20 protein-coding genes are annotated in these 18,338 nt (G+C 64.1%); 15 read left to right on the top strand and 5 right to left on the bottom strand.

Annotated features, from left to right (window positions below; all coding sequences use genetic code 11):
• Window positions 1-476: 476 nt before the first annotated feature.
• Window positions 477-1,544, bottom strand: a complete 1,068-nt coding sequence (locus tag FJ936_RS16680; protein ID WP_140791687.1) for a TraB/GumN family protein — start codon at window positions 1,542-1,544, stop codon at window positions 477-479.
• A 328-nt stretch (window positions 1,545-1,872) separates the two neighbouring features.
• A complete protein-coding gene (locus FJ936_RS16675; protein WP_141906775.1) occupies window positions 1,873-2,811 on the bottom strand; it encodes a tyrosine recombinase XerC in 939 nt (312 codons plus the stop codon).
• 115 nt (window positions 2,812-2,926) lie between these two features.
• Between FJ936_RS16675 and rimM the strand changes: the two genes are divergently transcribed.
• Together rimM and trmD are read left to right on the top strand one after the other, a co-directional pair.
• Window positions 2,927-3,526 carry a ribosome maturation factor RimM gene (gene rimM, locus FJ936_RS16670; RefSeq protein ID WP_140793877.1) on the top strand — a complete coding sequence of 200 codons (600 nt, stop codon included), beginning with the start codon at window positions 2,927-2,929 and terminating at the stop codon, window positions 3,524-3,526.
• Window positions 3,523-4,221: a tRNA (guanosine(37)-N1)-methyltransferase TrmD gene (gene trmD, locus FJ936_RS16665; protein WP_140793879.1), complete on the top strand. Its 699-nt coding sequence runs from the start codon at window positions 3,523-3,525 to the stop codon at window positions 4,219-4,221. Before rimM ends, trmD begins: the two co-directional genes overlap by 4 nt.
• Here the strand turns inward: trmD and FJ936_RS16660 are convergent.
• Complete coding sequence (locus FJ936_RS16660; protein ID WP_140793882.1) at window positions 4,203-4,955, bottom strand: sulfite exporter TauE/SafE family protein; 753 nt, start codon at window positions 4,953-4,955, stop codon at window positions 4,203-4,205. The two genes, trmD and FJ936_RS16660, sit on opposite strands and share 19 nt — an antisense overlap.
• Before the next feature lie 338 nt (window positions 4,956-5,293).
• Between FJ936_RS16660 and rplS the strand changes: the two genes are divergently transcribed.
• The 7 genes from rplS to leuC all read left to right on the top strand — a co-directional run bounded on the left by rplS (window position 5,294) and on the right by leuC (window position 11,389).
• Window positions 5,294-5,845: a 50S ribosomal protein L19 gene (gene rplS / locus FJ936_RS16650; RefSeq protein WP_013892267.1), complete on the top strand. Its 552-nt coding sequence runs from the start codon at window positions 5,294-5,296 to the stop codon at window positions 5,843-5,845.
• Between the two features lie 157 nt (window positions 5,846-6,002).
• Window positions 6,003-6,416, top strand: coding sequence for an organic hydroperoxide resistance protein (locus FJ936_RS16645; RefSeq protein WP_140660458.1), 414 nt, complete (start codon window positions 6,003-6,005; stop codon window positions 6,414-6,416).
• Window positions 6,413-6,913 (top strand): MarR family winged helix-turn-helix transcriptional regulator, encoded by a 501-nt coding sequence (locus FJ936_RS16640; RefSeq protein WP_140793884.1) that lies wholly within the window; start codon window positions 6,413-6,415, stop codon window positions 6,911-6,913. The genes FJ936_RS16645 and FJ936_RS16640 overlap by 4 nt, the downstream gene beginning before the upstream one ends.
• A 170-nt stretch (window positions 6,914-7,083) precedes the next feature.
• Window positions 7,084-7,881 (top strand): transporter substrate-binding domain-containing protein, encoded by a 798-nt coding sequence (locus FJ936_RS16635; RefSeq protein ID WP_140719745.1) that lies wholly within the window; start codon window positions 7,084-7,086, stop codon window positions 7,879-7,881.
• A gap of 87 nt (window positions 7,882-7,968) precedes the next feature.
• A complete protein-coding gene (locus tag FJ936_RS16630; protein ID WP_140793886.1) occupies window positions 7,969-8,778 on the top strand; it encodes an amino acid ABC transporter permease in 810 nt (269 codons plus the stop codon).
• Between the two features lie 53 nt (window positions 8,779-8,831).
• On the top strand, window positions 8,832-9,467 hold the full coding sequence (locus tag FJ936_RS16625) for a class I SAM-dependent methyltransferase (protein ID WP_140793888.1): 636 nt from the start codon (window positions 8,832-8,834) through the stop codon (window positions 9,465-9,467).
• A gap of 512 nt (window positions 9,468-9,979) precedes the next feature.
• Window positions 9,980-11,389, top strand: coding sequence for a 3-isopropylmalate dehydratase large subunit (leuC, locus tag FJ936_RS16615; protein ID WP_140793890.1), 1,410 nt, complete (start codon window positions 9,980-9,982; stop codon window positions 11,387-11,389).
• A gap of 39 nt (window positions 11,390-11,428) precedes the next feature.
• Here leuC and FJ936_RS16610 read toward each other — a convergent pair whose 3' ends face one another.
• A complete protein-coding gene (locus FJ936_RS16610) occupies window positions 11,429-11,746 on the bottom strand; it encodes a hypothetical protein (protein WP_140793892.1) in 318 nt (105 codons plus the stop codon).
• Window positions 11,747-11,895: 149 nt separating this feature from the next.
• Between FJ936_RS16610 and FJ936_RS16605 the strand changes: the two genes are divergently transcribed.
• The gene (locus FJ936_RS16605) at window positions 11,896-13,092 is read left to right on the top strand and encodes a GGDEF domain-containing protein (protein ID WP_141906774.1); all 1,197 of its coding nucleotides are present in this window, start codon (window positions 11,896-11,898) and stop codon (window positions 13,090-13,092) included.
• Window positions 13,093-13,167: 75 nt separating this feature from the next.
• Window positions 13,168-14,385, top strand: coding sequence for a GGDEF domain-containing protein (locus FJ936_RS16600; RefSeq protein WP_140793896.1), 1,218 nt, complete (start codon window positions 13,168-13,170; stop codon window positions 14,383-14,385).
• On the opposite strand, the gene FJ936_RS16595 is transcribed toward FJ936_RS16600, so the two are convergent.
• The gene (locus tag FJ936_RS16595; RefSeq protein ID WP_140793898.1) at window positions 14,369-14,761 is read right to left on the bottom strand and encodes a hypothetical protein; all 393 of its coding nucleotides are present in this window, start codon (window positions 14,759-14,761) and stop codon (window positions 14,369-14,371) included. The genes FJ936_RS16600 and FJ936_RS16595 overlap by 17 nt on opposite strands.
• A gap of 241 nt (window positions 14,762-15,002) precedes the next feature.
• On the opposite strand from FJ936_RS16595, the gene FJ936_RS16590 reads away from it, so the two are divergent.
• From FJ936_RS16590 to sdhA, 4 genes are all read left to right on the top strand, one after another.
• Window positions 15,003-15,428: a hypothetical protein gene (locus FJ936_RS16590; protein WP_181763144.1), complete on the top strand. Its 426-nt coding sequence runs from the start codon at window positions 15,003-15,005 to the stop codon at window positions 15,426-15,428.
• Window positions 15,429-15,684: 256 nt separating this feature from the next.
• Complete coding sequence (gene sdhC / locus FJ936_RS16585) at window positions 15,685-16,101, top strand: succinate dehydrogenase, cytochrome b556 subunit (protein ID WP_140712279.1); 417 nt, start codon at window positions 15,685-15,687, stop codon at window positions 16,099-16,101.
• Window positions 16,101-16,496, top strand: a complete 396-nt coding sequence (gene sdhD / locus FJ936_RS16580) for a succinate dehydrogenase, hydrophobic membrane anchor protein (RefSeq protein WP_023771889.1) — start codon at window positions 16,101-16,103, stop codon at window positions 16,494-16,496. Before sdhC ends, sdhD begins: the two co-directional genes overlap by 1 nt.
• A 4-nt stretch (window positions 16,497-16,500) precedes the next feature.
• The gene (gene sdhA / locus FJ936_RS16575) at window positions 16,501-18,336 is read left to right on the top strand and encodes a succinate dehydrogenase flavoprotein subunit (protein ID WP_140791380.1); all 1,836 of its coding nucleotides are present in this window, start codon (window positions 16,501-16,503) and stop codon (window positions 18,334-18,336) included.
• The last annotated feature ends 2 nt before the right edge of the window (window positions 18,337-18,338 follow it).

Here is an 18,338-nt window from a genome sequence, read left to right as displayed (position 1 = left end):
TATCGAGCCCCTTACTGGGCCGGCGCTGGTGCCGGGGCCGGCGCTGGTGCGGGAGCCGGCGCTGGTGCAGGAGCCGGGGCGGGTGCAGGAGCTGGTTCGGCTGGCTTGGCCGGTTCGGCGGGCTTCATCGGTTCAGCCGGTGCGGGCGCCGGAGCCGGTGTGCTGGCCGCTGGCGGCTCGGCGGGTGCCGGGTGCTCGCCACCACTTCTTCCGAAAACATAATACGCGACAATCGCCAGGATAACGACGACCAGTGCAATCAGCCAGGGGCTGCCGCCACCGCCGCTCGGCCGAGGGGCATTGGTGGTCGAATTGTACGGGTCGTTTGGGTTTGGTGTGTTCGCCATAAATGTGTCCTCCGGGAAAATGAAAAAGGTCAATCAACATCCATCAACGCGCAACCGTTGAATGGGTTTCACGCTAGCGGAGGAAAACGCCGGAAACGCGGCGTTTGCGTGCCTCCGCTGCCGTCCGACTCAATTGACGGCGGTGACAGTATAGCCGGCTTTGCGGAAATCCTCGACCAGTCCCTCTGGACCGGGCAGATGCAGCGCGCCGACCGCCATGAAGGCGTTGCCCTTGGCCAGGATCGGTCCTGCATGATCGACCATCACCTTGTTGCGGCTGGTGATCATGGTTTCCTCGAAGGCGGCGTAGCCCGCGGGGTCGTCCTGCTCCTCGGGCATGGCGGCGCGGAACAGCGGCCAGAACATCCCGGTGTCGCCACGCTGGTAGAGCACGATCATGGTTTCGTTAATGTCGTTGACCTTGTCGCCCAGCTTCAGCGTGTCGACCAGACCCTTCATGTGAAAGGCGAGCGGCAGCGAGGCCATGGCGCGCAGCTGGCTCTCGGCCGTTTCCAATCCTTCCACCGGCTTGCCGGCCGCCTTGGCGCTCTCGGCCAGCTTGACGTCGAGCACCGGCGCGCCGCCGGACTGGCGGGCGAGTTCGCAAGCCGGAAGCGCCATCATGGCCGACAGCATCCACGGCTTCATTTTTGCGACCGTCGCCGGCGGGATGCCGCGCGCATCGAGCGCGGCGTTCATGGCCGCCGCTTCGTCCGGCGACAGCAGTGACGAAAGCGTCGTGGAGTCGGTGAACATCATCAGGTCCGGCTCCTTCAGCATCGCCGCCATCATCTTCTGCTTGTCGAGCACGTCGGTGGTCTCGATGATGAGGGTGCCGGCAGCATCGAAGGCCTTCTGCGCATAGGCCGGCAGCGTGGTGACGCGCGGATCGGTCATGTGCATGGTGCCGAACAGGTAGGATGGCTGTTCGCCTGATTTTTCCAGCTTCCACAGCAGTCCCTTGCCGTTCAGCGTGGTAGCCGCCTCGGCCTCGATTTTGCCGTAGGTGGCGGGATTGTTCTTCTGCAAGGCCGACAGCATGTCGGCGCCGGTACAAGTCGGGATTTCCGCGTGCGCCCTGCCGGCGGCGAACAGCAGGACAGCAAGGAAGGATAGGAAAAACAGCACGTTGAGCGCGACAAGCAGTTTCAGCGAGACGGAAGCCGCACGGTCGGCGATGGCAATGACACGTTTCATGGTCCCATTCCTAGGACTGAAAAGCGGCAAAACCGTTAATCGGGGTTATGAAATTGTCCTAACCGCCCATTCTTCGTCATCCACGGGCGGAGCAAGGAGCGAAGCTCCGTCGCGGAGACCCTGGGATCCATGCCGCGACTTCAGAGCACCGCCCACGGTGCAGAATTCAGCTCCGCTGAATTCCACGGCTGATGTCACGGCATGGATCCCAGGGTCTCCGCGACGGAGCTTCGCTCCTGCTTCGCCCTAGGATGACGAAGTTGGGAAGGCTTCGGCCAATCGCGAATGTTTATAATGGGCCACCGATACTGCATGGCTTTACCGACGTTCATGCCCTGGGATGGGCCGATTCGTAGATTTCGAGCAGCCTTGCGGTGTCGACGCCGGTGTAGATCTGCGTCGTCGACAGGCTGGCGTGGCCCAGGAGTTCCTGGATGGTGCGCAGATCGCCGCCTCGGCCGAGCAGATGGGTGGCGAAGGAATGGCGCAAGGCATGTGGAGTCGCCGTGTCCGGCAGGTTGAGCGCCGAACGCAGCTTCGCCATGTCACGCTGGATAATCGCCGGGTTGAGCGGGCCACCGCGCGCGCCGCGAAACAGCAGACCCTTCGGATCGAGGTGATAGGGGCAGAGCCGGCGGTATTCGGCGATCGCCCTGAGCGCCACCGGCAACACCGGTACCAGCCGTGTCTTGCCGCCCTTGCCGGTGACGCGCAGCACGGTGTCGGCTTCCGACGCCAGATCAGCGGCATTGAGGCCAAGCGCTTCCGAAATGCGCAGGCCCGAGCCGTAGAGCAGCGTCAGCACGGCGGCGTTGCGGGCGGCGATCCAGGGTTCTTCCGCCAGTTGGCCTTCCACCGATACGACATGTTTGGCATCGCTCGCCGTCAAAGGTTTGGGCAGGGATTTGGGTTGTCGCGGCGCGCGCAAGGCCGCCGCACCTGCCGCATTGGCGAGACCGCGCCGCTCGAGGAACCGCAGCAGCGAGCGGATGCCGGCCAAGCCACGGCTAAGCGTGCGGGCGCCGGCGCCGGCATTGCGGCGGGCGGCGAGGAAGCCGCGCAAATCGGCTGGGCGCAGGTCGGCGATATCGGAAATGCCAGGCGGTCCGCCGAGATGGCCGGTGAGGAAGTGCAGGAGCTGGCGCGAATCGCGCTCATAGGCTTCCACTGTCTCGGGTGACAGGCGACGTTCACGCGCGAGCATCTTCAGCCAGCTTTCGCGCGCGGCCTGGAGATCGGCTTTTGCCGGTATGAGGAATTCCTGCATCGGGTCTGTTCCGGTTCGCCGTCATTTTCCGGCAGCCGGGTTAGGAAGCGGTGAAGAGCCCGTTGTTGAAATGACAGCGAGGCAGCGCTAGAGCAGGGACAAAGGATTTTCGCCCATGAGCAAGCCGCAGAACCCAGTCCAGATGGCCGTAATCGGCGCCGCGCACGGCATCAAGGGCGAACTCAGGGTGAAAACCTTCACCGGCGAGCCAATGGCGCTGGCGGATTATGGGCCGCTCTACGCCAGGGATGGACGAGCCTTTCAGATAACCGACATACGGCCTGCCAACACCGTTGTCGTGGTGCGCTTCAAGGGCGTCAGCGACCGCAATGCGGCCGAGACGCTCGCCGGCACGGAGCTGTTCGTCGACCGTTCGATGCTGCCCGACGATGGCGAGGAGGACGAATTCTACCATGCCGACCTGATCGGGCTGGAGATCCGGGATGATACCGGTGCCGCCATCGGCAAGGTGGTCGCGGTGCACAATTTCGGCGGCGGCGACATCCTCGATGTGACGCTCGCCGGGCGCAAGGGTGTGCTGATCCCGTTCACGCAGGCCGCCGTGCCTGCCGTGTCGATCGCCGAGGGCTTTGTCCGCGTCGATCCCGTGGCGGCTGGACTGGTCGAGGACGAGGACGGCGAGGCGCCGCGCGAGGAGGATTTCGACCCGAAGGGCCGGCCACGCGGACCGCGCGACGCCGGGGGCAACCGGTGAGTTTTGCCGCGTCGGTGCTGACGCTCTATCCCGAGATGTTCCCGGGCGCGCTTGGCTTGTCGCTGGCCGGGCGGGCACTGGAGGCGGGGACATGGTCTCTGGATGCGATCCAGATCCGCGACTTCGCCACCGACAAGCACCGCACCGTCGACGACACGCCGGCCGGCGGCGGCGCCGGCATGGTGATGCGCGCCGATGTCCTGGCGAAGGCGATCGACCATGCCTCGCCGGAGGGCGATTTGCGTCCGCGCCTGCTGATGAGCCCGCGCGGCAAACCACTGACGCAGGCTCGCGTGCGCGAACTCGCCGCCGGGCCGGGTGCCGTCATCCTGTGCGGCCGCTTCGAAGGCGTCGACCAGCGGGTGATCGATGCACGGGGACTGGAGGAAGTCTCGATCGGCGATTTCATCCTGTCCGGCGGCGAGCCGGCGGCCCTAGTGCTGCTCGACGCCGTGGTGCGGCTGTTGCCCGGGGTGATGGGCAATGCGGTCTCCGGGGAAGAAGAGAGTTTCGAAAACGGCCTGCTCGAACATCCGCACTATACGCGACCGCAGGAATTCGAGGGCCGGGAGATTCCCGAAGTGCTGATCTCCGGCAATCACAAGAAGATCGCCGCCTGGCGCCGCGCGCAGTCGGAGACGCTGACGAAAGAGCGGCGACCCGATCTGTTCGGCGATCAGCCTTTGCTGAAGTAGTAAAAAGCCAGAAACAGGCCGACGGCGATGACGAAGCCGCGCACCACGTTCTGCGGTACGCGCTTGGCGATCCAGACGCCGGCATAGCCGCCGAGCGCGCCGCCCGGGATCATGACGATCGCCTCAGGCCAGGCGACGACGCCGCCCGAGACGAAGACGACGATGGCGACAGCCGCGATGACTACGGCCAGCATGTTCTTCAGCGCGTTCAGGCGGTGGTAGTCGCCGGCCTGGGTCAGGCCGAGGGTGGCCAGCATCATCACGCCCATGCCGGCGCCGAAGAAGCCGCCATAGATGGCGGTGACGAATTGTGCCAGCGAGCCGGCGAGCGAGCCGACGGCCGCTTCGTGTCCGGGTTTCGGCGCCGGCTTCAGCCAGGGCCCGGCGGCAAACAGTGCCGTCGCGCCCAAAAGCAGCCACGGCACCAGGACGCGAAAGGACGGATTGTCGAGCGCCAGCAGGATCAGGGCGCCGGCTAGCGCGCCGACGGCCGAGATCAGGCAGAGCAGCAGCGCGCCGCGCCAGAAGTGCCTGATGTCGGCCCAGTAAGCGAGGGTCGAGGTGATGTAGCCGGGGAACTGCGTCACCGACGAGGTGGCGTTGGCCACGATCGGGGGGACGCCGACCAGTGTCATGGCGCCGAAGGTGATGAAGGTGCCGCCGCCGGCAACCGCGTTGGCGGCGCCTGACAGAAAGCCCGCCAGGAAGAGCAGGATGACGTCGAAAACAGACATGGATGGCCGCCGTGAAGAAGTGTGCTATTCTGGCTTAGGAAGCTTGGTGGACAGACGCAACCCGGCACGGCAGGATTAAGATGGTGCCATGCTGGGAGCCATGCCGGCAAAAAATGCACGGGCAAGGCGTGACAAAGCGCCGAAATAGCTGTATGTGCCCGCCCGTACCGGCAAGAACAAATCTGCCGGACCCGTCAACAATGACGGTGTAGTCGCCCCTGCCCGATGTCTGGGAGACAAATGTCTTGGAGACAAAGGACATAGCCGAGCGGTCAATGGAACTGCAAGGCGAGCGTAGGGCGCTCTGACTGTCGGAAGAACAAGAAGTGGATTTTTAGATGGATCTCATCCGTCAGCTCGAGGCCGAACAGGCCGCCAAGATCGAAGCCAAGCGCAAGCTTCCCGAATTCCAGCCCGGCGACACCGTGCGCGTCCAGGTCCGCGTGACCGAAGGCACCCGCACCCGCGTCCAGGCTTATGAGGGCGTCGTCATCGCCCGCGCCGGTTCCGGCTTCCAGGAAAATTTCACCGTCCGCAAGATCTCCTACGGCGAAGGCGTCGAGCGCGTGTTCCCCGTCTACTCGCCGATGGTCGAAGGCGTCGAGATCGTGCGCCGCGGCAAGGTGCGTCGCGCCAAGCTCTATTACCTGCGCGATCGTCGCGGCAAGTCGGCCCGTATCTCGGAAAACACCGGCGTGCGCGCCCGCAAGCTCAATGATGAGGAGCGCGACGCGCTGAACGCCGAGAAGGCGCGCATCGAGGCCGAGAAGGTCGCAGCCGCCCAGGCGCTGGCCGCCGAGACGGCCGCCAAGGAAGCCGCCGAGAAGAAGGCAGCCGCCGAGGCTGAAGCAGCAGCCAAGGCTGCCGCCGAAGCGACCCCGGCCGAATAAGAGTTCGACGAAGGAATTTGAAAAAGGCGGCTTCGGCCGCCTTTTTTCGTTTCACCGAACTGTGAACGGGTTCAGCCTCGGAGATCGGGATCGGCAATTGACGTCCAATCGTTTCGTGCACTAACTAATCGTGCACAATCTAATTGGAGAATGGAAGATGGCACTCTACACCACACAGGCCCACGTGACGGGCGGTCGCGCCGGCCATGGCGAAACCAGCGACGGCCTGCTCAAGGTCGATCTGGCGATGCCCAAGGAGCTCGGCGGACCGGGTGGCGCGACCAATCCCGAACAGCTTTTCGCCATCGGCTATGCCGCCTGCTTCGAAAGCGCGATCCGCTTCGTGGCGCGCAAGCAGAAGCTGCCGCTCGAGGATGCAGCGGTAGCGGCCACCGTCAGCCTGCTTCCCAATGGCGAAGGCTTCAAGCTCGGCGTCGCGTTGGCAGCGGAGACGAAAGGCCTTGATCAGGCGGCGGCGGAAGCGCTTGTATCGGCGGCGCATCAGATTTGCCCCTATTCGAATGCCATCAGGGGCAATGTCGAGGTGGCGCTTTCGGTAAAGGTGGCATGACGACAAAAGTCGAAACGAAAGCCAGAGAAGCCCCGGCGGAGGCCGCCGGGGCGTACCCGGTGCCACGGCTCGACCAACAGCTCTGTTTCGCGCTCTATTCGGCGAGCGGATTGATGACCAAGCTTTACCGGCCGTTGCTCGATCCGCTCGGCCTGACCTATCCGCAATATCTGGTGATGCTGGCGCTGTGGGAACGCGCGCCGAGCACGGTGGGCGACCTTGGCGAAGCGCTCGGCCTGGATTCAGCGACGCTGACCCCGCTGCTCAAGCGAATGGAAGCGGGCGGCCTCGTCACCCGCCGACGCGATGCCGACGACGAGCGCCGGGTCCTGGTCGAGCCGACGGCCAAGGGCCAGGCGCTGCGCGCGAACATGAAGGATGTGCAGGCGGCGCTCGATTGCGGCATGCCGCTGGAGCGGGACGAGCTCAAAACCCTTCACGGCACGCTCACCCGCCTTGTCGCGGGATTGCGCGAAGCCGCGACCGAGCAAGATTGATCGCGGCAAGGATCGTCCTCAAAAACCGCCTCCCGGAAGCACTGGAATCCACGTCAACGCGCAAGGTCGCGGTGGACCCGTCTTGCAAGGCGCTTGCGGAAAGCTAAAGTCGGCGCCGGATTTCTCTGCCGCGCAAGCATCGCGCGGCCAATCATTTCGGGGAGTGTGTCATGACCAAATCGAAATTGCTGTTGGCCGGCCTGTTGGCGCTGGTCCTGGCGCCCGTTGCCGCCTTCGCGCAGGCGCTGCCCGATCTCGGCGGCAGACAAGTGGTGGTGGTGACTGAAAACGCCTATCCGCCGCTGCAGTTCATCGATGCCAAGACGGGAAAACAGATCGGCTGGGAATATGACGCGATGAACGAGATCGCCAAGCGGCTCAATTTCAAGGTCGAATACCAGAACACATCCTGGGATGCGATGATCCAGGCGGTCTCCGACAACCAGTACAACATCGGCATGACCGGCATCACCATCAAGGACGACCGCAAGCAGAAGGTGGATTTCTCCGACCCCTATATGCGCTCGGAACAGTTCATGCTGGTGCGCGGCGATGAAAGCCGCTTCACCGACGCCAAGACCTTCGGCGCCTTCAAGGACGGACTGATCGGCGCACAGGCCGGCACCACGCCTTTCTACACCGCCGTCTACAGTGTGCTCGACGGCAATGAGCAGAACCCGCGCATCAAACTGTTCGAGACGTTTGGCGCCACCGTCCAGGCACTGAAGTCCGGCGACGTCGATGTCGTGCTGACCGACGGCACCGCCGGCAAGGGTTATGTCGATGCTTCGGATGGCAAGCTGAAGCTGATCGGTGGCCCGCTCGGCACCGAGGATTTCGGCTTCATCTTCCCCAAGGGCTCCGACCTCGTGAAGCCGGTCAACGCGGCGATCGCAGCGCTGAAGGCGGATGGCACCTTCGATGCGCTGAACAAGAAGTGGTTCCTTGATTACAAGATGGGGCAGTGAGCCAATCTTGTTGAGGGCCCGGTCTGATGGGCAGGGATTTGCGTTGGGGCGTCCCTCTCGCAGTTCTTGCGTCGCCGACCTCTGCTAATGACAGCCCCCACTATTTCCAAACCCGACTTTCCCTGGTGGCTCGCCGTTGCCGGTGTCCTTGCGCTGGCTGCCGCGCTCGCCATCGCCGCCAGCGATCTCTATGCGCAGGTCTTCGCCACTGTCGCCAAGGGCATCGGCATCACCGTCTTCGTCACCGTGATCGCCTTTGTCCTGGCGTCGGTGATCGGCCTCGGCATCGCTTTGATGGGACTGTCGGGTTCGGCCTGGCTGCGGCAGATCGCGCGCTTCTATGTCGAGATCATTCGCGGCGTGCCGATCCTGGTGCTGCTGTTCTGGATAGCCTTTGCCGGCGCGCCGGCCTTCGTCGCGGCCTGGAACGCGCTGACCGCGCCATTGCAGAATGCCGGCGTCCTCGGTGAATTGCTGGTGCGTGACGTGTCGTTGCTGTGGCGTGCCATCATGGCGCTGACCATCGGCTATTCGGCCTTCATCTCCGAGGTTTTTCGCGCCGGCATCCAGTCGGTCGAGAAAGGTCAGATCGAGGCAGCGAAGGCCTTGGGGCTGAGCCGTGCGCAGCGCTTCCGGCTGGTCGTGTTCCCGCAGGCGATCCGCACCATCCTGCCGCCGCTCGGCAATGATTTCGTCGCTCTGGTCAAGGATTCCTCGCTGGTCTCGGTGCTCGGCGTCGCCGACATCACGCAGATGGGCAAAGTGTATGCCGCCGGCTCGTTCCGCTTCTTCGAGACCTATTCGATAACAGCCTATATCTATCTCATCCTCACCGTCGGCCTGTCGCTGGCGCTCAGGGCGCTGGAGCGGCGTTTGCGCCGCCAGCACGCGGAATAGTTTTTGGGCCGGGACAGCGTTACGCTCGGTGCTTGCCGGAGGAGGAGCTGCCAGTGAACATCGACAAGGCCAATGCGGCGCTGGATTCGGTCTACACGGCCGATACGCCCGAAACGCTGGCGCGGGCCTATGCCGCATGGGCCGCGACCTATGATGGCGAAACCGCCTCGCTCGGGTATCTCCTGCCGTTCCTGATCACCGCCTGGGTTACCCGCCACGTGCCTGCGGGAGAAGGGCCGCTGCTCGACGCCGGCTGCGGCACGGGCCTGTCGGGACCGTCGCTGAAGGCGCTCGGCTATAGCGACATTGCCGGACTCGACCTGTCGGACGACATGCTCAAGATCGCCGGCAGCCGCAGTGCCTACAGCGAGCTGAAGCAGGCAATGCTGGGCGGGCCGCTGCCATGGCCGGACGGGTATTTCCGCGCCTTCTTCTCCACCGGTGTGTTCACCATCAGCCACGCGCCGGCCACCGGCCTGCACGAACTGGTGCGCATCACGAAAAAGGGCGGCCACGCCATCTTCACGGTGCGCGACCAGGTGTTTGAGAGCGGCGGGTTTCAGGCCGTGTTCGACGAATTGGAACAGGCAGCGAAATGGCGGGCGGTTGAGGCAAGCCCGTGGTTTCGCTGTTACGCCATCGCCGAGCCCGACGCACTGGTGAAGACTTTTGTGTTTGAGATTCTCTGATTACTTCCGAATCGCCTAAAAATATTTTATATTGGTCAGTCCTTTCGGAGGATTGAGCGTGAAGGTTAAAACTACTTCATCGCACGTAGATTTGGACGGAGACTACGCGCCTATCGAGGGCATATGCGTGACCTGCAGCCGTTGTGGGCATGAGGTGGAGGTCTATGGCACGGAGTCAAATTCATATCGGCGTGCCGCTGCCATGTTAAAAGAGACATGCCCGCGCGAGGAAAGAAATTACTACGAAGTAGATGAGTAGCCGTCACGAACAGCACACCGCCACGCCGCAATTGCCGAAAAGCCAAAACATTGCTATCTAGCCCGCCATGGAAAAGCTTTTCAGCGATCCGGCCTACAAGGGGTTCGTGCTGCAGGACAGAAAACGCCTGCCGTCGCGCTTTTCCGCGCGCGTGTCCGGCGCCCTGACCAGCCGACTTCGCTGATCCCTGCCGGCCGGCCGCGGGCTTGCGGCATCAGCTCTTTCCCATTCTCATATCGACGGATTTACGCACATGAGCGCACCGCGCACCCTCTACGACAAGATTTTCGACGACCATGTCGTCGACCGCCAGGACGACGGCACCTGCCTGCTCTACATCGACCGCCACCTCGTCCATGAGGTGACCAGCCCACAGGCCTTCGAAGGCCTGCGCATGAGCGGCCGGAAAGTCCGTCATCCGGAAAAGACGCTGGCCGTGGTCGACCACAACGTCTCGACCTCGCCCGAGCGCAAGTTCGGCATCAAGAACGAGGAAAGCCGCATCCAGGTCGAAGCGCTGGCCAGGAACGCCAGGGATTTCGGCGTCGAATATTATTCGGAGAACGATATCCGCCAGGGCATCGTCCACATCATCGGCCCCGAGCAGGGCTTTACCTTGCCCGGCATGACCATCGTCTGCGGCGACAGCCACACCTCCACCCATGGTGCGTTCGGCGCGCTGGCGCACGGCATCGGCACCTCCGAGGTCGAGCATGTGCTGGCGACGCAAACGCTGATCCAGCGCAAGGCCAAGAACATGCTGGTGCGCGTCGATGGCGTGCTGCCGGAAGGGGTCACCGCCAAGGACATCATCCTTGCCATCATCGGCGAGATCGGCACCGCCGGCGGCACCGGCTATGTCATCGAATATGCCGGCGAGGCGATCCGTGCGCTGTCGATGGAAGGCCGCATGACGATCTGCAACATGTCGATCGAGGGCGGCGCGCGCGCCGGCCTGATCGCGGCCGACGAGACCACCTTCGCCTATGTCAAGGACAAGCCGCGCGCGCCGAAGGGCGCTGCCTGGGACGCGGCGCTCGAATACTGGAAGACGCTGCAGACCGACGAAGGCGCGCATTTCGACAAGATGATCGTGCTCGACGCGGCCAAGCTGCCGCCGATCGTCTCCTGGGGCTCCTCGCCCGAGGATGTCGTCTCCGTGCAAGGCATCGTGCCGAACCCGGAAGACATCATCGACGAGAACAAGCGCACCTCCAAGCTGCGCGCGCTCGACTATATGGGCCTGACGCCGGGGACGAAGATCACCGACATCACGCTCGACCGCGTCTTCATCGGCTCCTGCACCAACGGCCGCATCGAGGATCTGCGCGCCGTCGCCAAGGTGGTCGAGGGCAAGACAGTCAGCCCGCATGTCGATGCCATGATCGTGCCGGGCTCTGGCCTGGTCAAGGAGCAGGCCGAAGCCGAGGGGCTGGACAAGATCTTCCGCGCCGCCGGGTTCGACTGGCGCGAGCCGGGCTGTTCGATGTGCCTGGCCATGAACGACGACCGGCTGAAGCCGCATGAGCGCTGCGCCTCGACCTCGAACCGCAATTTCGAGGGCCGCCAGGGCTTCAAGGGCCGCACCCATCTGGTGTCGCCGGCCATGGCGGCGGCGGCGGCGATTGCCGGCCACTTCGTCGACATTCGCGACTGGAAATAAGCCAGGCTGGAATGGACCCGAGCCTTTGCAGGGCTCGGGTCAAGCCTTCCTGTCGCGCCGGATGAGTTCATGGAATTCCTCGCGGCGCCCAGGTTCTTCCGCCGCGACTACGAGCGCCAGCTGCTCTTCGTCGAAGAGCTTGAACCACTCGTCCCATTCGACAAGCTCATAGCCGCCGGCGTTGACGGGCCGTTCCGGCTGGTCCTGGTCCTGATAGGCGTGCTGGCCGAAGACCAGTCTAAGCATGGGCTGCGTCCCAGCCTCTGGCGATATGTCGACGATCGCGGGAAAGCCGGCACGCCCGGCAGCCCATGAACGGATTGCATCGTGGTCGGTCAATGTGATCGTGTCGGCCATGGCCTGCTCCTGGATTGTGAATTCAGGAACGCTTCCGACAGCACCGGGTTCCCGCAAACATACGGCGCCGACAGCCCAGGCTTAACGGCTTGTTTGGGCTTGCCCTCTAAGGTCTTCCGTGACGTCAGCAGAGGGGAAGTCACGGTCCTTTGGACACCGGCCTGTTCATAGCGTTGCTCAATCCGACGATCGCGCTGGCGCTCGGCGCGGCCTTCCTCATGCTGTGGTTCCATCAGCGCCATCGCCCCTATCTGGCGGTGCTGGCGCTCAGCTACTGCGTCTCGGCGCCCGGCTTCCTGTTCCAGTATTTCACCTTGCCCATCGGCGTGACGCTGACCAAGCTGGTGTCGAACATCTGCTTCACCATCGCCGCCTGCTGCCTGTCCGGCGCCATCATCGCCCGTTACGGCAGGAAGGTGCCCGCCGTGGGGATCGCCGTGCTGGCGGGCGGCGGCCTTGCGGCATTCGCGTGGTTCCTGTTCGTCACCCCGGATCTCACCTGGCGCATCCTGGCGATGAATTTCGGTTTCGGCGGCGTCAGCCTGCTCGTCGCCGCCGAACTGCGCCCGGTGCGCAACAATGGTCCGACGGAAAAGATCCTGTTCGTGCTGTCGCTGCTGTCCAGCGTCAATTTCTTCGTGCGCACCCTGGCGGTCGTCATCGCGCACGGACCCTTCGCCGGCTATGACGGCTTCTACGGCTCGTCCTACTGGACGACGGCGCTGCTGTCGCACGCGTTGCTGTCGCTGCTGATCGCGCTTTGCCTCTTCACCGCCGCCGCGCTCGACGTGATGAAGGCGCTGAAGACGGAAACGCACACCGACCCGCTTTCCGGGCTGCTCAACCGCCGGGGTTTCGAGGAGCGCGCCGCTATGCTGCTGCAGCGTTGCGCCGTGGCCAAATTCCCGGTGGCGCTGGTGCTGGCGGACCTCGACCATTTCAAGGCGCTCAACGATATGCACGGGCATGCCGCCGGCGACCGCGTGATCGCGGATTTCGCCGGGAAGCTGCGCTCGGCCACGGGAGCACGAGGTGCCGCGGGGCGTATCGGCGGCGAGGAATTCGCCGTGCTTTTGCCGCTCACCGATCTCGCCGCGGCGCGGCTGTTCGCCGAGGCGGTGCGCACACTCTATTCGGCCGGCGGCGTCGACGGCCTTCCCGCCGGCACCAAGGTCACCGCCAGCTTCGGCGTGGCGGCCCGCAGCGGCGAGGAGACGCTGGAACCGTTGATGCGACGGGCCGACGAGGCGCTTTACAAGGCCAAGAAAAACGGTCGCGACAGCGTGCGCCTCTCCTACGAGCGACCGGAGACGGTGTTCGTGCCTGAGCCGCTCAGGGCCAGCTGACCGCCGCGTCCGCGCTTCGCGTTAACGTCTTTTTCGCCCGTCGATGTTTAGCTGTCGGAGGGGGTTTGAGGATAGATGAGCGGCGCCAACTTCATCCTGTTGATCAATCTGGCGGTTGCCGGCCTGCTGGCGGCATCCTTCATGGCTGTCTCGTTCCATGATGCCGGCCGCGCGCCGGCGCGCTGGATGGCGTCAGCCTATGTCCTGGGCGTGGTCTATTCGGCGATCGAATTCAGCATTCCGGCCTTCAACGATTCGCGGCTTCCTGTGGTTACGGCCTTTGCCGTTTTCCTCGGCGCCACCATTGCCTTCAACGGCGGACTTGCCCGCAAATATGGCGTGGCGCCGCTATGGACGCCGATGCTGTTCTTCCTGGCCGCAACCACCATCGCGGTCTATTTCGTGCAGGATCTGCCGCGCCAGTCGCTCACCCGCATCATGGCCTACCAGCTTCCCTACGCCGCCATGCAGTTCGTTGGCCTTGGCATCGTCTGGGCGTCTAGGCAAAGCCGCGGTCGGCTCGATCTGATCTTGATGGCGGTGTTGGCGGCCAGCGGCCTGCAGTTTGCCTCAAAGCCGTTCATCGCGCATGCGCTCGGCGGCTGGGGCGCCAATCCGCAGGCCTATCTGCAAAGCAGTTACGCGCTTGTGTCGCAGTCGCTGGGTACTGTCTTTGGCTTGGCACTGGCGCTGCTGACGCTGGGCATTCTCGTTCGCGATGTGCTTGCCGAAGTGACGTCGAAGTCGGAGGTGGACACGCTGTCGGGCCTGCTCAACCGTGGCGGCTTCACGCGTCATGCGGAGCTGGCCGTGCACGACGCCACGCGCCTGGGCGTGCCGGTGGCGATGGTCATTGCCGATCTCGATCATTTCAAGTCCGTCAACGACAGCTTCGGCCATGCCTCCGGCGACCGGGTGATCGAGGCCTTTGCCGGCTTGCTGCGAGAAGCGGCCGAGGGCCATCACGTGGTTGGCCGCATCGGCGGCGAGGAGTTCGCCGTTATCCTCACAGGCGCCAACCTTGCAGCCGCCCGGCTGTTCGCGGAAGGCACCCGCCACGCGTTCGGCGCGCTGCCCATCAGCGGGTTGCCGGCCGACAACCGCTGCACGTCGAGCTTCGGCATTGCCGAGCTCCACGTGAGCGAGGGTTTTTCCGACCTGATGCGGCGCGCGGATGAAGCGCTCTACCTGGCAAAGAATGCCGGGCGCGACTGCGTGCGTGTCTCCACCGGGCCAGCCGATGGGCTGGCCGTGTTCAAAATCGGCAAGGCCCGCATCAACGGCAGGGGCTGAGCTCCGGCATTTCGCCGTCGGACAGGCTGTACATATAGGAGCGGCCCTTGACGAACACCGGCGGGCGATAGCAGTCGCCTTCACCCGATATGTCGTCGGATTCGTTCTGGTAGATCACCTTGGGCTGGCCGGCGCTGGTGTAGTCGGACAATTGCCTGGCCAGCTTGCCTTCGCCGACGATGATGCGCTTGTAACCGGCTGCGCTGTCGATGACGAGATTGCCGAACGAATCGGCGTAGACGCGGTCATGATGGCGCAAGCCGGCTTCGGCCGGCGCGGCCACCGTGACGGCAAGCGCCGCCAGCGTGAGAGCCGCGAGGGTCGTCCCCACTGATTTGGCCCGCGCTGATTTAGCCCGCACTGATTTGGAACGCATGTCACTCTCCCTTTGTCGGCGCGAGAGAGATCGCGCCCCGATCTGGTCCGAATCGGAAATTAACCCTTTCTTAACCTTTGTTAAGGGGAGGAGCGGCCCGACGGCCGTTTCTTAATGAACATGGTTAATTTCACGGTGGCCGCCGATGTCCCCAATGGATCGACATGGCCGGTCTAGTCCGGGGTGAACTTGATCTTGGCACGCCGCGTGGCTAGCGTGCCCGGCCATGAGGGGGCAGCACATGATGTTTGACCGAACGCTTCGGATGTCGTTCGCTATTCCGCTGCTTCTCGCGGCCGGCGCCTGTGTGCCGGAGGATGGCGCGCCCAAGGCCGCCAACACAGCGACACCCGTGGTGGCGCCTGCTGCTCCCGTCCAGCAACAGTCCGCGCGACCGGCGACCAAGATCACCACCGACCTCACCGCCCCGCGCTTCACCACGGGCACGGCCACCTACAGATGCGGCAATGGCGGCATGATCACCATTCAGAACCTCGGCATGTCGCTGCGCGTGGTCGGCCAGGAAGGCGCCACCGAGGAGTTCGCGGCGTCACCGGCAAACCAGAGCAGCCGCTATCAGGCGGTCACGCATGACGCAATCGTGATCGACGGACGCGAGGCGCTGGTGATGAAGAGGGGCTCGACGCCGCGGACCTGCACCCGGTGAGCCAAATCTCGACACGGCCGCGCCCCTAGCCAGACATGCTGCACTGCAGCGATATCGAGCCGGCTTCGGCTGTTCGCCCGCTAATCGATTGAAGCCGCATCCGGCCTTTTAGTCAGACTAAATTACGTTTTCGAAACGGTTTTCTGGCTTTGACGCGGTGCAAAAAGAGCATTAGAAACCGGCTGTCCGAAGTCGCAACCGGAAGCGGCAATGCCGCATTTCCACCTGAGGCGGCAGACGCCGAACTGGGGCAGCCATGAGCAAATCACCAGCCACCCAAGCCAGACGCGAAAGGCCGCTTTCGCCGCACCTGAGCGTGTACCGGCCGCCGATCACCATGACCATGTCGATCATCCATCGCATCACCGGGGGCGCGCTTTACTTCGGCACGCTGCTGGTTGCCGTCTGGCTGATGGCGGCGGCATCCTCGCAGCCGGCTTTCGATTGGGTGAACTGGGCCTTCGGCACCTGGATCGGGCGGCTGATCCTGTTCGGCTATAGCTGGGCGCTGATGCATCACATGCTGGGCGGTGTCCGCCATCTGATCTGGGACACCGGCGCCGGGCTTGAAAAACACACGGCCTCGAAGATCGCCTGGGCGACGCTTGCCGGCTCGGTTCTGCTCACGCTGCTGATCTGGGTCGCCGGCACCATGGCGCGGGGAGCTTTGTGATGAGTGCGAAGAACACCGACATGCGCACCCCGCTGGCCAGGGTGCGCGGCCTGGGCTCTGCCCGCGAAGGCACCGGGCATTTCTGGCGCCAGCGATTGACGGCGATCGCCAACATCCCGCTGATCCTGTTTTTCACCGGGTTCCTGATCGCGCTCAACGGCGCCGGCTATGCGCAGGTGCGGGCAGCGCTCGCCAACCCGTTCGTGGCGCTGGTGATGGCCCTGGTGCTCATCTCGCCGCTCTATCATATGCGGATCGGCATGCAGGTGATCATCGAGGACTATGTGCATGGCGAAGGCATGAAGCTGGCGCTGATCGCCCTCAACACATTCTTCACCATAGCAGTCGGCGTCGCTTCGCTGTTCGCCCTGCTGAAACTGGCATTCGGAGGCTGAAGTCTTGGCCCAGGACACGAAATCAGCCAACGCGGCAGGCTACACCTTTGTCGATCACAAGTTCGACGTGGTCGTCGTCGGCGCCGGCGGCGCCGGGCTGCGCGCCACGCTTGGCATGGCCGAACAGGGCCTGCGCACCGCCTGCATCACCAAGGTGTTCCCCACCCGTTCGCACACGGTTGCCGCGCAAGGCGGCATCGCCGCGTCGCTGTCCAACATGGGCCCGGATTCCTGGCAGTGGCACATGTACGACACCGTCAAGGGCTCGGACTGGCTGGGCGATGTCGACGCCATGGAATATCTGGTGCGCGAAGCCCCGGCCGCCGTTTACGAACTCGAACATTACGGCGTGCCGTTCTCGCGCACCGAAGAGGGCAAGATCTACCAGCGGCCGTTCGGCGGCCACATGATGAACTATGGCGACGGGCCGCCGGTGCAGCGCACCTGTGCGGCCGCCGACCGCACCGGCCATGCCATCCTGCACACGCTCTACGGCCAGTCGCTGAAGAACAACGCGCAGTTCTTCATCGAGTATTTCGCGCTCGATCTGATCATGGAACCGGACGGCACCTGCACCGGCGTCGTGGCGTGGAATCTGGACGACGGCACCATCCACCGCTTCTCGGCCAAGATGGTGGTGCTGGCGACCGGCGGCTATGGGCGCGCCTATTTTTCGGCGACCTCGGCGCACACCTGCACCGGCGACGGTGGCGGCATGGCGGCGCGGGCGGGGTTCCCGTTGCAGGATATGGAGTTCGTGCAGTTTCACCCGACCGGAATCTATGGCGCCGGCTGCCTGATTACCGAGGGCGCGCGCGGCGAGGGCGGCTATCTCGTCAACTCCGAGGGCGAACGCTTCATGGAGCGCTACGCACCGTCGGCCAAGGACCTCGCCTCGCGCGATGTCGTCTCGCGCTGCATGACGCTGGAAATTCGCGAGGGCCGCGGCGTCGGCAAGGCCAAGGACCACATCTTCCTGCACCTCGATCATCTCGATCCGGCGGTCTTGCACGAAAGGCTTCCAGGCATTTCGGAGTCGGCGAAAATCTTCGCCGGCGTCGACCTGACCAAGGAGCCGATCCCGGTGCTGCCGACGGTGCACTACAATATGGGCGGCGTGCCGACCAATTATTGGGGCGAGGTGCTCAATCCAACCGCGGACAACCCCGACCGGGTCTCGCCCGGCCTGATGGCGGTCGGCGAGGCCGGTTGCGCTTCCGTGCACGGCGCCAACCGGCTTGGCTCGAACTCGCTGATCGACCTGGTGGTGTTCGGCCGCGCCGCGGCGATCCGCGCCGGCCAGGTCATCGACCGCAAGGCGGCGATCCCGTCGCCCAACCAGGCTTCGGTCGACAAGATCATGGATCGCTTCGACCGGCTCCGCCACGCCAACGGCTCGACGCCGACGGCTGTCCTTCGTGAAAAGATGCAAAAGGCGATGCAGGAAGATGCCGCCGTGTTCCGCACGCAGGAATCGCTCGAAAACGGCTGCAAGCGCATTTCGGAAATCTGGGCCGAGCTCAAGGATGTCAAAGTCTTCGACCGCTCGATGATCTGGAACTCGGACCTGGTCGAGACTCTGGAACTGGAAAACCTGATGGCCAACGCCATCACCACCGTCTACGGCGCCGAGGCGCGCAAGGAGAGCCGAGGCGCGCATGCTCGGGAGGATTTTTCCGCCCGCGACGACGCCAACTGGCGCAAGCATACGCTCGCCCATCTCAGCGAGGACGGCGCGGTGACGCTGACCTATCGGCCGGTGCACACCGAGCCGCTTTTGGCCGAAAAGGACGGCGGCATCAGTCTGGCCAAGATAGCGCCGAAGGCCAGGGTGTACTGAGG

This window comes from Mesorhizobium sp. B2-4-13, from assembly GCF_006658535.1.
Lineage (GTDB): Bacteria > Pseudomonadota > Alphaproteobacteria > Rhizobiales > Rhizobiaceae > Mesorhizobium > Mesorhizobium australicum.
The sequence above is the reverse complement of the archived record's forward strand: the minus strand, read 5'-3'. Positions and strand labels throughout refer to the sequence as shown.